A 14,987-nucleotide genomic window follows, 5' to 3' on the forward strand; every position below is an offset into this window, starting at 1 on the left:
TATGTTCCGGTGAGGTTTATGTTACATTAGTATGAAACAAAATTGACGGGGTGAAAGAAACGGATGAAAGCGGATTTGCGCACGGCATGGAAAAAGGAAGTACTGGTCGGGGACGGCGCTATGGGGACATTTTTGTATCAACTGGGTTTTCCGGTCGGAATTTCCTATGAGGAGCTGAACCTGACCTCCCCGGAGGTGATCGCGGATGTTCATCGCCGTTATTTGCAGGCCGGTGCTCGTGTGCTGGAGTCTAATACGTATTCGGCCAATGCCTATAAACTCGGTAAATTTGGCCTTGAATCCAAGGTGGATGAAATCAACCGGGCCGGCGTCCGGATTGCGCGCCAGGCGGCCGGGCCTGAAAACTATGTTGTGGGAGCTATGGGCTCGATTTATGGAGCGAAGCGCATTAACATTACGAGTCAGGAGCTGAAGCGGAACTTTGACCAGCAGATTACCGCTTTGCTGGCCGAAGGTGTGGACGGAATGCTGCTGGAAACGTTTTATGAGCTGGAGGAAATGCGCACTGCCCTGCGGTGTATCCGGGCCTACAGCAATTTGCCGGTCATTTGCCAGTTCGCTGTAGATCAGGTTGGCATGACTCGTGACGGTTTCAGCATCAAGGAGGCGTTTGCCGTACTGCTCGAAGAGGGGGCGGATGTACTCGGCTTCAACTGCCATTCCGGACCGCAGGGCATCATGAGCGTAGTGGAAGCGCTGAACGGACCTCTGGAAGTTCCGCTGTCCGTCTTCCCCAACGCGGGTCTGGCGGATTACGTGGACGGCCAGTATGTGTACGGAGCGGGACCGAAGTATATGGCGGAGTGCGCCATTTCCTTCGCGGACCGGGGGGCCAGACTGATCGGAGGCTGCTGCGGCACCACTCCTGAGCATATTGCTGCCATTGCGGCTGCACTGCAGGGATATGTTCCAGCGGCGCTGCCTGACACGCCTGCGGAGGAAACAATCCGTCCAACGGTATTGGTGAACGAAAACGGGGCAGAAGATCAAGCGGCAGGAGCCCCACCGCAGGAACCTACGATTGTTGATCTTGTAAAGCGGCGGCACACGGTCATTGTAGAGCTTGATCCGCCGCGTGATCTGGATATTACGAAGTTTATGGAGGGGGCTCGCGCGCTGAAGGCTGCGGGGGCGGATGCGCTTACGATGGCGGATAATTCGCTGGCCGTGACGCGTATGAGCAATATGGCATTGGGTTATCTGGTCCGCAGTGAAGTGGGGATGCGCCCGCTCATTCATATCGCCTGCCGAGACCGTAATTCCATTGGAACCCAGTCGCATATGATGGGATTCGATGCCCTCGGCATCGATCATGTGCTTGCGGTGACGGGAGATCCGGCGCGGTTCGGGGATCTGCCTGGCTCCAGCTCCGTTTATGATATGACCTCATTCGAGATCATCCGTATGATCAAACAGCTGAACGACGGGATTGCCTTCTCGGGCAAGCCGCTGAAGCAAAAGGCCAAATTCGTGGTGGGCGCAGCCTTTAACCCGAATGTCAAGCATTTGAACAAGGCTGTGGAGAGGCTTGAGAAAAAAATTGCCGCAGGTGCGGACTACATCATGACACAGCCGGTTTACGATGTCGAACTGATTGCGGAGATCAAGCGCCAGACAGCTCATCTGGAGACACCGATCTTCATCGGCATCATGCCGCTGGCCAGCGGGCGCAATGCGGAATACCTTCATAACGAGGTTCCGGGCATTCAGCTTTCGGATGCGGTACGCGCCCGGATGGCAGGCCTGCAGGGAGCGGAAGGACGGGCGATGGGCGTCGCAATTGCCAAGGAACTGGTGGATGCCGCCATGGAACATTTTAACGGAATGTATCTCATGACACCGTTTATGTTTTATGAAATGACCGCCGAACTGACCTCCTATATTTGGGAGAAATCAGGGCGCCGTCCATCCCACTTGTTTCGTTCAACATAATCCATTAAAATAGTGTAATGGATGTGATGCCGATGTCATTAAGTATGACCGGATACGGTCAAGCCGTTCTTCATCACGGTGGCTATAAAGTACGCTTTGAGGTGAAGTCCGTAAATCACAGGTATTGCGAGGTGATGATGCGGATTCCGCGTGAATGGGCCCGTTTTGAAGACGGCTTGAGGAAAGAGATACAGCGGCAGGTGAAGAGGGGCCGCGTAGATGTCTTCATTCAAAGGGAACGGGATGAGGGCCAGGACTCATACGTACAGTTAAACGAACCGGTAGTGCAAGCCTATCTGGATACCGCCGAGCTGCTTGCTGACAAATACGGCCTCGACGGCAGGATTGGAGTCAGCGAGCTGCTTTCCCTCCCGAATGTGTGGGTTGACCGGGACAGTATCGACGAAGCAGAAGACCCGGAATGGGAGCAGCTTCTTCTTGAGGGTCTGGGAGAGGCTGTCGCCGGAATGCTTGAGATGCGCCGCCGGGAAGGCCAGGTGCTGGCCGCAGACCTGAACAGCCGGATTGAGCGGCTGGAAGTGCTGCACAGCGAGCTTGCCGCTCTGGCTCCCACGGTTTTGGCTGACTACCGCAACCGGTTGAAGCAGAGGCTTGCCGAGCTGCAGGATGGCGCTTTTTTGCCGGATGAGCAGAGGCTGGGGATGGAGATAGCGCTTTTCGCAGACCGGTCCAATATTGATGAAGAACTGACCCGGCTGCGAAGTCATTTGGGCCAATGCAGGAATCTCCTGCTTTCGGACGAGCCCGCCGGCCGTAAACTTGATTTTTTGATCCAGGAACTGAACAGGGAAGTCAATACGATCGGCTCCAAAGCCAATCATCTTGAATTGGTGAACCGCGTAGTTGAAATGAAAGCGGAACTGGAGAAGATTCGCGAACAAGCCGCGAATATGGAATAGCTTCCCGCAGGCTTGGCGGCAACAGTCATTTGTATAGGAGGAAATACCTGAATATGGCAATCAAATTGATTAATATCGGCTTCGGCAATATTGTGTCGGCCAATAGAATTATCTCCATCGTCAGCCCGGAATCCGCTCCGATCAAACGGATCATTCAGGAAGCGCGTGACCGGCATATGCTGATTGATGCGACATATGGGCGCCGGACCAGGGCGGTCATTATAACGGACAGCGATCATGTGATCCTGTCGGCGGTGCAGCCGGAAACGGTGGCACACCGTCTATCCACCAAAGATGATGATCATGACGAATAACAATGGAGAGTAATATGGCTAAGGGATTATTAATCGTTTTATCCGGGCCTTCGGGTGTCGGCAAAGGAACTGTAGGTAATGCGCTCCGCAAGCGCCTGCCGGAACTGACTTACTCGGTTTCGGCAACGACCCGCCAGCCCCGGCAGGGCGAGGAGAACGGAGTGAACTATTTTTTCAAGACAAGGGAGCAGTTTCTCGATATGATCGAGAAGGACGAGCTGCTCGAATACGCGGAATATGTAGGCAATTATTACGGGACTCCACGGGATTTTGTGGAGCGGACGATCGAGCAGGGGAACGATATTTTTCTGGAGATTGAAGTTCAGGGAGCACTCAAGGTAAGAGAGAAATTTCCGGAAGGGATTTTTATTTTCCTGCTGCCACCTTCGCTTGACGAACTGAAGGATCGGATTCGCGGACGCGGAACGGAGACCCAGGCCACCATTGATCACCGGATGTCTGTCGCGGTCGATGAGATGAATTTGATGCAGCATTACGATTATGCTGTAGTTAATGACGAGATTGATTTGGCGTGTAAAAGAATAGAATCGATCATCATCGCCGAACATTGTAAAATCCGCTGATCTTGGGTTATTCAATAATTTGTAGAAGAGGTGTCTGTTTATGCTGTATCCTTCCATAGATGAAATGATGAATAAAGTTGACAGTAAATATTCGCTCGTCGTTGCTGCTTCCCGCCGTGCCAGACTGTTGCGTGAAGGCGAGAAGAGCGATTTGAAGCAGCCGAGATCGCATAAGCAGGTCGGTGTGGCGCTGGAAGAGATCTACAATGATTTGTTGAAAGTGGAGCGCGTGGAAGAGTAATATCTGCCAGGCGACGGATTTTTAACAAGAAAAAAAGGTGTTTTAGCCGTTCTTTTTTTGACAACCGCAAGGTTGTTATTTTTTTCTCTAAGGGGGAGTGGAGCATGCTGAAGGGAAAAAGAATCTTGCTTGGGGTTACCGGGGGGATTGCCGCTTATAAAGCAGCCGCGCTGACCAGCAAGCTTACCCAAAAGGGGGCGGACGTACATGTCATCATGACTGCCTCAGCCCAAAAATTTATTACTGATCTCACGCTGCAATCACTCTCGCGCAACCTGGTGTACACCGATACCTTTGATGAGCGGCAGCCTGAGGTCGTGTCTCATATTCATCTGACCGATTCCGCAGATCTGGTTCTCATTGCGCCGGCTACGGCAAATATGATCGCCAAAATGGCGCATGGGCTGGCGGATGATATGCTGTCCACCACCCTGCTTGCCACCACGGCTCCTATTATGGTGGCTCCTGCAATGAACGTGCATATGTATGATCATCCTGCGGTTATAGAGAACATGCGGACACTGGTGTCCCGCGGCGTCATGATGATCGAGCCTGGCGAGGGATTACTTGCCTGCGGGTATGTGGGCAAAGGACGGCTGGAAGAGCCGGAGACGATCGTGGAGATCGTTGAGCGTTACTTCAAGGAAAAGGACAAGCCGGCATTCCCTCAGTTGCTGCAGGGGCGCAAAGTGATAGTCACGGCAGGCGGTACGGTGGAGCGGCTTGACCCGGTCCGCTATATTACGAATGATTCCTCAGGCAAAATGGGCTTTGCCATCGCCAAGGCTGCGAGACAAATGGGGGCGGATGTGAGGATTATTGCGGGAAACACAACTGCTGCGCCCCCGGAAGGCATGGCTGTAGAACGGGCAGGCTCCGCCCAAGATATGTATGAAGCCGTCTTGAGACACTGGGAGGATTGCAGCATGCTCATTATGGCGGCTGCAGTGGCCGATTACCGGCCGAAGGAGACAGCCCCGATGAAGCTTAAGAAGCAGGGCGATACGCTGCAGCTTGAGCTTGTCAAGACGGTGGATATTCTTGAGTCGCTTGGGCAGCGTAAAAAGCAGCAGCTTCTAGTCGGATTTGCAGCGGAAACGGAGCAGCTTGACCGATACGCGCGTGAAAAACTGGAGCGTAAAAACTGCGACCTGCTGGTTGCTAATGATGTTACTATGGAAGGAGCAGGATTCGGCACAGACACCAATGCGGTGCATATCTATGACCGGAATGGCCTTGTGGAGCAGCTTCCTGTGATGTCCAAGGACGAGGTGGCCCGCCGCCTGTTGGCCATCACCGCGGCCCGGATGGATAAAGCGTGAGAGGATGGGGGCTGTGGTCGGTATGGATATAGCGAAAGTGATTGTGGATGTGCCGGCCAAGGAAACGGATCGGACTTTCGATTACGTGCTTCCCGACTCGATGCGATCGTGGATAGAGCCGGGAAGCCGGGTTGCCGTTCCCTTTGGTAAGCGCACAGTGCAAGGTTTCGTCACTTCGGTGCAGCCGCAGGCAGAGCCGTCCCGCTTCAAGCTGCGGCCGATCCAGGAACTGCTGGATCTCGTTCCGCCGCTGTCTCCCGATCTGGTGGAGTTGGGGGAATGGATGAGCGATCGCTATGCGTGCAGCCGGATTTTGGCGCTGCAGGCCATGATTCCGACAGCGCTCAAGGGCAAAGCGGAGCGTTATATCTCCCTGGCTGACCGGCTGATGGATAGCAAAGATCCGGTTGCCGCCGATGTGCTTCTGGCGGATGACGGCATGAGCGATCCGGCGGAGCGGAGGATTGTGACCTATATCCGCAGCAAACAGCAGGTCGCGTTGCAGGCGTTGAGCCGGCAGTTCCCGCAGGAGGCGGCGGTCATCAAATCGCTGCTGCGGCGGGGAGTGCTGCAGGAAAGCCAGATGATCAAGGACAAGCTGCAGAAGAAAATGTTAAAAGCGGTGGATCTGGCGGTCTCTGCCGAGGAAGCTGAAGCCGCACTAGGCGATTTTCCCAACAAAGCACAGCGGCAGAAGGAAGTGCTGGCCTTCATGCTGGAGCGCAAGGAATTTCTTCCCCTCCCCCTGAAGGAGGTGCTTGCTTCCCTGCACGTGTCGGCAGCTGCCGTCAAGGCGCTTGAAAATAAAGGCTACGTCCGGCTCGAGGATGTGGAGGTGTTCCGCGATCCTTACCGCGGCAGGCACTTCAAACCGACACAGCCGCTCAAGCTTACGGATGAACAGCAGCATGTATTTGACCGGGTAATCCGGCAGTTGGATGCGCATGAACAGGGAGCGTTTCTGCTGCATGGCGTTACCGGCAGCGGCAAAACCGAAGTTTATCTGCAATGCATCAGCCGCTGTATTGAGCAGGGGAGACAGGCGATTGTGCTGGTTCCGGAAATTTCGTTAACCCCGCAGATGGTGGAGCGGTTCAAAGGCCGGTTCGGCGACCAGGTAGCGGTCATGCACAGCCGCCTGTCAGGCGGGGAGCGGTATGATGAATGGCGCAAAATACGCGAAGGACGTGTCAAGGTTGCCATTGGGGCCCGATCCGCCGTGTTTGCTCCTTTTGCCAATCTCGGACTGATTATTATGGACGAAGAACATGAATCATCTTACAAGCAGGAAGAAACACCAAAATACCATGCGCGTGATGTTGCGGTGCGGCGTTCACACCAGCATGGGGCAGTCGTCATACTCGGTTCGGCAACCCCTGCGCTGGAAACCTACCATGCAGCGCGCTCGCAGAGCAATGACGAGTTTGCCCCGCTGCTGCTGGAAATGCATACCCGCGCCCTCGGCAACACGCTGCCTGAGGTGCGCATTGTCGATTTGCGCGAGGAACTGCGTGAGGGCAACCGCTCCATGTTCAGCCGGGCGCTGCATGAGGGAATCGCCAGCAGGCTGGAGCGCGGTGAACAGACGGTGCTGCTCCTGAACAGAAGAGGTTATTCCACCTTCGTTATGTGCCGCAGCTGCGGTTATGTGGCCGGTTGTCCGGAGTGCGACATTTCGCTTACGTACCACCAGCGTTCCAATAATCTGCGCTGCCACTACTGCGGCTATGCAGTTCCTGCACCGGAGGTATGTCCGGACTGTGGAAGCGAGCATATCCGTTATTTCGGAACAGGGACCCAGCGTGTGGAAGAAGAACTGGCCAAGCTGTTCCCCGGCATACGTGTCATCCGTATGGATGTGGACACGACAACCGAAAAAGGCTCTCATGAGAAGCTGTTGGCACGATTCCGGGAGAAAAAAGCCGACGTCCTGCTCGGCACGCAGATGGTGGCTAAGGGGCTTGATTTTCCGGATGTGACCCTGGTCGGTGTCATTACGGCGGATTCATCACTGAATCTGCCGGACTTCCGGGCGGCGGAAAAAACGTTTCAGCTGCTGACCCAGGTGGCGGGAAGGGCTGGCAGACATCAGCTTCCCGGTGAAGTTTTCATCCAATCCTATACCCCGGATCATTATTCCGTCATTCATGCAAGCCGCCATGATTACTCATCATTTATCCGGGACGAGCTGAAGCACCGCCGCAGTCTGCATTATCCGCCGTACTGCCGCCTGATTTTGGTGACCCTTTCGCACGAGCAGCTGCCTGTCCTTGTCAGGCTGGCGGAGAATTTCAGGGCTTCCCTGGAGGGGAAAGCAAGAAAGCTGGGCTGGTTCGGGGATATGGACCGTTTTACACCTGACGTGCTGGATATTCTGGGGCCGGTGGCTTCACCGGTGCCGAGAATCAAAAATAGATACAGGTTCCAATGTATGATAAAATGGCGTGGACAAATCGATGCTGTCGGACTGGTACGGGATGTGGCGAATGAACTGGCGGATGCCGTGCAGCGCCAGAATCTGCAGATCAGCCTCGATGTCGATCCGCAAATGTTAATGTAACTTGCGGAAGCGGCATATATATCCGAGAGACGGCGTTATGAATATAATACGAAATGTTTACAGTTTGCTAAGGCAGGAGTGGTATGAATGGCAATTCGTTTTATCGTTAAAGAACCTGATGAAGTGCTTCATAAAGTAGCAAAGGAAGTTACGAAAATTACGCCCAATGTGCAGAAGCTGCTGGACGATATGGCGGACACGATGTATGACGCGGAGGGTGTCGGTCTCGCCGCCCCGCAGGTCGGTATTCTGAAACGGCTGATTGTGGTAGACGCCGGCGACGAGCATGGGCTGATCAAGATGATCAATCCGGAAATTGTGGCAAAGGAAGGCGAACAGTTCGGGCCGGAGGGCTGCCTGAGCATTCCGGGGTTAAACGGGGATGTGCGCCGTGCCGAGAAGGTGACGGTCAAGGGGCTTGACCGTGAAGGCAAACCGCTGACCGTGACGGCTACCGGCCTTTTGTCCCGCGCTTTCCAGCATGAGATCGACCATCTGAATGGCGTCCTGTTTACGGATATTGCGGAAAAGGTGTATGACGCCACGGCAGATGAGGCGGGATCTAACAGCAAGTAAGGAGTGAGCATCCAATGAAGGATGAAATTCGGATCGTCTTTATGGGCACGCCGGACTTCGCCGTGCCCTCCCTGGAGGCGCTGCTGGCGGACGGATACAACGTTGTGGGCGTGGTAACCCAGCCGGATAAGCCGCAGGGACGTAAAAAAATAATGACACCGCCCCCTGTCAAGGAGGCGGCTGTTAGGCATGGCCTCCCGGTGATGCAGCCCCAGCGGCTGCGTTTGCCAGAGGCAGTAGCCGAGCTGGCGCAATGGAAGCCTGACGTCATTGTTACGGCAGCTTACGGGCAGATTCTGCCCAAGGCCGTGTTGGACATGCCTCAATTTGGCTGTCTGAATGTGCACGGTTCCCTGCTCCCGCGTTACCGCGGGGGAGCACCTATCCAGCGCGCTATCATCAACGGGGAGACCCTGACTGGCGTGACGCTGATGTACATGGCGGAAGGTCTTGATACAGGGGACATGATCGCCAAGGTGGAGGTTTCTATCGAGCCTGAGGATACGTCCGGCACGGTGTTTGCCAAGTTGAGCTCGGCCGGAGCGCAGCTGCTGCGCGAGCAGCTGCCCCTGCTGCTGGCAGGCAAGACAGACAGAACTCCCCAGAATGAGGACGAAGCTACATATGCGCCCAACCTGACGCGCGAGGACGAGAAAATTGACTGGCAGCATTCCTCCCAGGCCATTTACAACCGGATTCGCGGGCTCGTTCCTTTCTCCGGCGCATTTACGCTGTGGGATGGGAATGTGTTTAAAATCTGGGCGGCCAAACGTCCTGAAGCCGGGGCGGGATCAGCAGGCGGCGAAACGCCGGGAACCGTGCTGAAGCTGACAGATGAAGGGATTGAAGTGCGTACCGGCGATGGTTCCCTCTGGCTGACCGAAGTTCAGCCCGCCGGCAAGAAGACGATGGCGGCCGGACAGTTCGGGCGCGGAGGACAAATGAAGCCTGGCACGGTGCTTGCATGAAGAACGGAGCAAAAACGGACGGAGCGCGCAAATGGACAGCCCGCGAAGTGGCGCTGAATATCCTGGCCGGAATCGAGCAGGAGGGGGCTTACAGTAATCTGGAGCTCAACAAAAGCCTGCAGCAGGCCCGGCTGTCGGCGGCGGATGCGGGGCTCGTTACCGAGCTGGTGTACGGGACAACCGCACGCCGCAATACGCTGGATTATTTTCTGAACCTTTTTGTGCAGAAAGGCACAGCCAGGCTGCAGCCATGGGTGCGCAGCCTGTTGCGCATGAGCGTGTACCAGATCGTGTACCTGGACCGGATTCCGGATCACGCTGTCGTCAGCGAAGCGGTGAACCTGGCCAAACGCCGGGGGCATCAGGGCATTTCCGGCATGGTGAACGGCGTGCTGCGCAGCATGCTGCGCGAGCCGGAGAAGCTGCGCCTGCCGCACAACCTGCCAGCGGCCGAGCGGATTGCGCTGGAGCACTCCCATCCGGAATGGCTCGTCAAGCGCTGGATCGCGCAGTACGGGGAGGAGACGGCGGAAGCGATCTGCCGAGCCAACAACGAGCCGCCTGCGGTCAGTGTGCGGGTGAACACCACGATGATCAGCCGTGAAAAGCTGCTGGAGGAGATGAAGGCCGCGGGACTCGACGCGGCTCCATCGGAGGTCAGCCCGTACGGGATTATCGTGCACAGCGGCGGTAATATGGCTCTGACCTCCTGGTACAGGGACGGCCTGCTCTCCGTTCAGGATGAGAGCTCCATGCTGGTCGCCGAGGCGGTTGCCCCGGTGCAGGACATGCTTGTGCTGGACTGCTGCGCAGCCCCAGGCGGCAAAACGGCGCATATGGGGGAGATTATGAAAGACCAGGGCCGCATTATCGCCAACGATCTTCATCCACACAAAAAAAATCTGATCCGGGAGCAGGCAGACAGGCTTGGTCTGGAATGCATCGAAGTGGTCACCGGTGATGCTTCCGCCCTGCCGGACTGTTATCCTGCGGCATCGTTTGACCGCATCTTGCTGGACGCCCCCTGCTCGGGCTTCGGGGTCATCCGCCGCAAGCCTGATTTGCGCTGGAGCAAATCGCCGGAGGATGTGGAAGCGATAGCTTCCCTGCAGGCGGGGCTACTGGATCGTGTGTCGGGGCTGCTGAAGCCTGGCGGTCTGCTGGTCTACAGCACCTGTACGATTGAACCGGCCGAGAACGAAGGGCAGATTGAGCGTTTTCTGAAGGAGCATCCGGACTTTAGACGTGTGGAGGAGCAGGATGCTATGTGGGCAGGCGCGGCCGCAGAATTGAGCGAGCGCGGAGCCCTGCAGATTTTGCCCCAGCATTTTCACAGTGACGGCTTTTATATTGCAAGGCTGCAGCGACGCGATAACTAACGGCGATCCTGGATTGCAATGATCTACACTGAATACTTTGCCGCCGGGCTGCATGTCGGGCGGTTTTTCTCTTTTTTTCGTCTATAAACCAGGGTGGTCATGAAAATTTTTACCCCTTCTTTCATTTGTGCTAAAATAGGAGGAATGAAAAACAATATCCTTATGACTAAGAACATAAAATTCAGGAAAGAACAGGTGTGAGATTAAAATGAAACCCTTTATATATGACTATACGCTGGAGGAGCTGCAGGCTTGGGCCACCGAGAACGGAGAGTCCGCTTTTCGCGGTGCTCAGATTTTCGATTGGCTTTATGTGAAGCGGGTCAATGATTTCAGCGAGATGACCAATCTCTCCAAGGCTTTGCGCGATAAGCTTGACGAGCAGTTCAGCTTCGTAACACTTCAGGAGATTACAAGGTTCGAATCCAAGGACGGAACTGTCAAGTTCCTGTTCGGACTCCATGACGATCATGCGATTGAGACGGTCATCATGAAGCATAATTATGGCAACAGCATCTGTGTGACTACCCAGGTCGGCTGCCGCATTGGCTGCACGTTCTGCGCGTCCACACTGGGAGGGCTCAAACGGAATCTTACGTCCGGAGAGATTGTGGCTCAGGTCGTACAGGCGCAGCAGATTCTTGACCGGAAAGGTGAGCGGGTCAGCAGCATTGTGATCATGGGCTCGGGCGAGCCGTTCGAGAATTATGAGGCGACTATGAAGTTTTTGCGCAATATGATTCATGAAAAAGGGCTGAATATCGGGCAGCGTCACATTACCGTATCCACCAGCGGCATTGTGCCGAACATTTATAAATTTGCCGATGAGGATACGCAAATCAACCTGGCGATTTCCATCCATGCGCCGAATGATGCGTTGCGCTCCAAACTGATGCCTGTAAACCGGAGATATCCTTTCCAGGATGTTATGGAGTCTCTCCGCTATTATCTGGCGAAAACCGGCCGCCGCATCACGTTTGAATATGCGCTGATCGGCGGGGTAAATGATCAGGAGGAGCATGCCGAAGAGCTCGGCGAAGTCCTGAAGGATATGCTGTGTCACGTTAACCTTATTCCGGTCAATCACGTACCTGAGCGCAAATATGTGCGTACTTCCCGGAACGATATTTTCAAATTTCAGCGCAAACTGGTTGAGAAGGGGATTAACGTGACCATCCGCCGCGAGCAGGGGCATGATATCGCTGCCGCCTGCGGACAGCTTCGTGCAAAGCATATGGAGTTGAGGTGAGATCATTTGATTAAAACTGTTCATGTCAGCCATGTCGGACGCGTGCGTTCGGTCAATGAAGATTCAGCCTGGATCCGTCATCTGGAGCAGGGATATATTTTGGGGATTGTCGCCGACGGCATGGGTGGCCATCTGGCGGGAGATACGGCTAGCCGTCTGGCGGTCGAGACGCTTGCCGCCGATCTGGCCACACTGGAGACCGGATTGTCGGTGCACTCCCTGTCTGCGGCGCTCAGCGACGCTATTTTGCATGCCAACGAAGTTATCTACCAGACGGCGGACCGCAACGACCAGTACCACAACATGGGTACAACAGTTGTTGCTGTGCTGCTGAACGATACGAAAGGTGTCATCGGCCATATTGGCGACAGCCGGGCCTATGTCATATCAGGGGGCACAACCACGCAGATTACGGAAGATCATACGCTGGTGAACGAGCTGTACAAGAACGGCCAGATCAGCAGGGAGGAAGTCGGGACACATCCGCGCAGAAATGTGCTGACCCGCGCGCTCGGCACCGATCAGGAAGTGGCCGTGGATCTGGATGCGATTGAGCTGAAGAAAGGCGATGTCCTGCTGCTCTGCAGCGACGGACTCAGCAATCTGGTCAGCGAGGAGCAAATCAACACGGTGGTGGGCGCATCCGCCCTGCCCCTTGAGGAGCGTGCGGACAGGCTGCTCCATCTCGCACTGCTGGCAGGAGGGGATGACAACATTACCGTCGCCCTGTTTGAGTTACCGCAGGAGGCTGCTGCGGAGGAAAAGGGGTGTGAAGCATGATCGGACATCTGTTGGGCGGAAGGTATGACATTATCGAGCGCATAGGCGGGGGCGGAATGGCTCTCGTCTACAGGGCGCAGGATATTTTGCTGAACCGCAATGTCGCTGTCAAGGTGCTTCGTCAGCAGTTTGTCCATGATGAAGAATTTATACGCCGCTTCCGGCGGGAGGCGCAGTCCGCAGCTTCGTTGTCCCATCCGAATGTCGTCAGCATTTATGATGTGGGGCAGGAAGAGGATATCCATTATATTGTCATGGAATACGTTGAAGGCAAAAATTTAAATGAAATTATTAAAGAGCGAGCTCCCTTGCAGGTGGAAGAGGCGGTGCGCATCGCCTCCCAAATCTGCGACGCGCTTGAGCATGCCCATCACAACCAGATCATTCACAGGGATATCAAGCCCCATAACATATTGATCGGGCGCAACGGCCGGGTGAAGGTAACGGATTTCGGGATTGCGCGGGCCGTTACTTCCACCACCATCACCCAAACGGGCTCGGTGGTAGGCTCGGTCCATTATTTTTCGCCAGAGCATGCGAAGGGTGTTACGACAGGTGAAAAATCGGATTTATACTCATTAGGCATCGTCCTTTATCAAATGCTGACGGCACAGCTTCCTTTTCTGGGAGAAAGCCCGATCAGCGTCGCCTTGAAGCATCTGCAGGAAGAGTTTGAGGAGCCGCGCAAAGTGAATCCTCTCATTCCGCAAAGTGTGGAGAACATTATTTTGAAGTCCATGCGCAAAAATCCGCAGGAGCGGTACCAGTCGGCCGAGGAGATGATGGAGGATCTGGAGACCTGCCTGCTGTCCGAGCGGCGGAATGAGTCGAAGATTCTGTTCGAGGATACAGAGGATGAGGCCCAGACGCGTATTATTCCTGCCATCAAGCCTCTCCCCAGCAGCGGAATTTCCAGAGCGTCTGCAGATTGGCAGAATGCGCCTGAGATGAAGGAGGAAGCTCCGGCCCGTCCTGCCAGGAGAAACAGCAAAAAGCTGTACATCTGGGCAGGGGCTGTGGTAGCACTGATCCTTGCCATGACGTTACTGGCTGTTTACGTTCAAAATCTCATGGAGGTGCGGGAAGTCACGGTGCCGGATGTGAGAACGATGACGGAAGCGCAAGCGCGGGCGGAGCTGGTCAAGGTCGGCCTGGCGGTAAAAGAACCGGTGCTTGAACAGTACAAGGACGGAATAAATCCGGGAATTGTGTTCAATCAGGACCAGCCGGCAGGCACTGTGCTGAAAGAGGGTGCGCAGATAGAGCTCACGGTCGGAGCGGAGAAGCCTTTGGTCAAAATGCCGGACCTTACGGACGGCAAGACTTATGAGCAAGCGGTGGCGGCCCTGGTGGCAGCGGGCGTGTCCGAGGATCGTATTGCCAAGGCCGACGACCAGTACAGCGACAAGTCAGCTGGTACGGTCATCGATCAATCACCGGCGGCGAATATGGATTATAACCCGGATGAGGTCCAGATTACGCTTACCGTCAGCAAAGGGCCGGAAACCGTCAAGATGCCTGATCTTACGAACAAGACGCAGGCCGAAGCCGAAAAAATGATCTCCAACGCCGGGCTGAAGCTGGATGAGGTCATTGAGGAAAGCAGCTTTACCGTCGAGAAAGGCAAGGTGATCAGCCAGTGGCCTAATGATGCGGGAACCCCAGTGGACCCGGGATCTAAAGTGAAGATTACTGTAAGCACCGGCCAGCCTCCGGAAGCGATCAGCTATTCCTATCAGCTGCCGGTCGTACCGGCGGAGGAAGGCAAAAACAGTGATATCCGTGTTACTTACACCGATGCGCGCGGAAATGATATGGAATGGGGAAAGCGGACGATCAACACAACCCAGGTTTTGACTATTGACCTGCTGCTTGCTCCAAACAAGGATGGTTTCGTTTCTGTCTACAGAGATGGACAATTTTTCGATACGTATGCGATTCCTTATATTGATGCCAAAAACGGAACGATTCAGCAGCCTCAGGTTGACCCGCCTGTCTCTACCGAAACTGACCCAACTGCAGGGGACGGATCGGAAGGCGTTACGAATGGGGACGTAGAGAGCGATACGTCCGATCCGGAAGGACAGCAGGGCGACAGCGGCCAGAGTGATGAAGGGCAGAATGAATAAATTAACATTGAT

General features: G+C 55.0%; 13 protein-coding genes. All 13 read left to right on the top strand.

The genetic code is table 11. The annotated features are described in order from the left end of the window. Window positions 1-63: 63 nt before the first annotated feature. Window positions 64-1,953 (top strand): bifunctional homocysteine S-methyltransferase/methylenetetrahydrofolate reductase, encoded by a 1,890-nt coding sequence (locus ACE5LO_RS03450; protein ID WP_375518668.1) that lies wholly within the window; start codon window positions 64-66, stop codon window positions 1,951-1,953. Between the two features lie 32 nt (window positions 1,954-1,985). Then, the gene (locus ACE5LO_RS03455; RefSeq protein WP_375518669.1) at window positions 1,986-2,873 is read left to right on the top strand and encodes a YicC/YloC family endoribonuclease; all 888 of its coding nucleotides are present in this window, start codon (window positions 1,986-1,988) and stop codon (window positions 2,871-2,873) included. 53 nt (window positions 2,874-2,926) lie between these two features. Next, entirely contained in the window at window positions 2,927-3,187 is a 261-nt protein-coding gene (gene remA / locus ACE5LO_RS03460; protein WP_020615370.1) for an extracellular matrix/biofilm regulator RemA, read from the top strand. Between the two features lie 14 nt (window positions 3,188-3,201). Then, a complete protein-coding gene (gene gmk / locus ACE5LO_RS03465; RefSeq protein ID WP_375518670.1) occupies window positions 3,202-3,771 on the top strand; it encodes a guanylate kinase in 570 nt (189 codons plus the stop codon). Window positions 3,772-3,811: 40 nt separating this feature from the next. After that, complete coding sequence (rpoZ, locus tag ACE5LO_RS03470; RefSeq protein WP_375518671.1) at window positions 3,812-4,012, top strand: DNA-directed RNA polymerase subunit omega; 201 nt, start codon at window positions 3,812-3,814, stop codon at window positions 4,010-4,012. 104 nt (window positions 4,013-4,116) lie between these two features. Next, a complete protein-coding gene (gene coaBC, locus ACE5LO_RS03475) occupies window positions 4,117-5,334 on the top strand; it encodes a bifunctional phosphopantothenoylcysteine decarboxylase/phosphopantothenate--cysteine ligase CoaBC (RefSeq protein ID WP_375518672.1) in 1,218 nt (405 codons plus the stop codon). Window positions 5,335-5,356: 22 nt separating this feature from the next. After that, window positions 5,357-7,894: a primosomal protein N' gene (gene priA, locus ACE5LO_RS03480; protein WP_375518673.1), complete on the top strand. Its 2,538-nt coding sequence runs from the start codon at window positions 5,357-5,359 to the stop codon at window positions 7,892-7,894. Window positions 7,895-7,981: 87 nt separating this feature from the next. Further along, window positions 7,982-8,470 (top strand): peptide deformylase, encoded by a 489-nt coding sequence (gene def, locus ACE5LO_RS03485; protein ID WP_375518674.1) that lies wholly within the window; start codon window positions 7,982-7,984, stop codon window positions 8,468-8,470. Window positions 8,471-8,484: 14 nt separating this feature from the next. Next, entirely contained in the window at window positions 8,485-9,438 is a 954-nt protein-coding gene (fmt, locus tag ACE5LO_RS03490; RefSeq protein WP_375518675.1) for a methionyl-tRNA formyltransferase, read from the top strand. Beyond that, window positions 9,435-10,817 carry a 16S rRNA (cytosine(967)-C(5))-methyltransferase RsmB gene (gene rsmB / locus ACE5LO_RS03495; protein ID WP_375518676.1) on the top strand — a complete coding sequence of 461 codons (1,383 nt, stop codon included), beginning with the start codon at window positions 9,435-9,437 and terminating at the stop codon, window positions 10,815-10,817. The genes fmt and rsmB overlap by 4 nt, the downstream gene beginning before the upstream one ends. Window positions 10,818-11,025: 208 nt before the next feature. Further along, window positions 11,026-12,066 carry a dual-specificity RNA methyltransferase RlmN gene (rlmN, locus tag ACE5LO_RS03500; RefSeq protein ID WP_375518677.1) on the top strand — a complete coding sequence of 347 codons (1,041 nt, stop codon included), beginning with the start codon at window positions 11,026-11,028 and terminating at the stop codon, window positions 12,064-12,066. 6 nt (window positions 12,067-12,072) lie between these two features. Next, on the top strand, window positions 12,073-12,846 hold the full coding sequence (locus ACE5LO_RS03505; RefSeq protein ID WP_375518678.1) for a Stp1/IreP family PP2C-type Ser/Thr phosphatase: 774 nt from the start codon (window positions 12,073-12,075) through the stop codon (window positions 12,844-12,846). Continuing rightward, entirely contained in the window at window positions 12,843-14,975 is a 2,133-nt protein-coding gene (gene pknB / locus ACE5LO_RS03510; protein ID WP_375518679.1) for a Stk1 family PASTA domain-containing Ser/Thr kinase, read from the top strand. The genes ACE5LO_RS03505 and pknB overlap by 4 nt, the downstream gene beginning before the upstream one ends. Window positions 14,976-14,987 lie beyond the last annotated feature (12 nt).

Source organism: Paenibacillus medicaginis, from assembly GCF_042138635.1.
In the GTDB taxonomy this organism is placed as follows: Bacteria; Bacillota; Bacilli; order Paenibacillales; family Paenibacillaceae; genus Paenibacillus; species Paenibacillus medicaginis.

Bases quoted from the DNA above. Each gene is read 5' to 3' on its own strand.
- ACE5LO_RS03450 (WP_375518668.1), top strand. From the start codon at position 64: ATGAAAGCGGATTTGCGCACGGCATGGAAAAAGGAAGTACTGGTCGGG.
- ACE5LO_RS03455 (WP_375518669.1), top strand. From the start codon at position 1,986: ATGTCATTAAGTATGACCGGATACGGTCAAGCCGTTCTTCATCACGGT.
- remA (WP_020615370.1), top strand. From the start codon at position 2,927: ATGGCAATCAAATTGATTAATATCGGCTTCGGCAATATTGTGTCGGCC.
- gmk (WP_375518670.1), top strand. From the start codon at position 3,202: ATGGCTAAGGGATTATTAATCGTTTTATCCGGGCCTTCGGGTGTCGGC.
- rpoZ (WP_375518671.1), top strand. From the start codon at position 3,812: ATGCTGTATCCTTCCATAGATGAAATGATGAATAAAGTTGACAGTAAA.
- coaBC (WP_375518672.1), top strand. From the start codon at position 4,117: ATGCTGAAGGGAAAAAGAATCTTGCTTGGGGTTACCGGGGGGATTGCC.
- priA (WP_375518673.1), top strand. From the start codon at position 5,357: ATGGATATAGCGAAAGTGATTGTGGATGTGCCGGCCAAGGAAACGGAT.
- def (WP_375518674.1), top strand. From the start codon at position 7,982: ATGGCAATTCGTTTTATCGTTAAAGAACCTGATGAAGTGCTTCATAAA.
- fmt (WP_375518675.1), top strand. From the start codon at position 8,485: ATGAAGGATGAAATTCGGATCGTCTTTATGGGCACGCCGGACTTCGCC.
- rsmB (WP_375518676.1), top strand. From the start codon at position 9,435: ATGAAGAACGGAGCAAAAACGGACGGAGCGCGCAAATGGACAGCCCGC.
- rlmN (WP_375518677.1), top strand. From the start codon at position 11,026: ATGAAACCCTTTATATATGACTATACGCTGGAGGAGCTGCAGGCTTGG.
- pknB (WP_375518679.1), top strand. From the start codon at position 12,843: ATGATCGGACATCTGTTGGGCGGAAGGTATGACATTATCGAGCGCATA.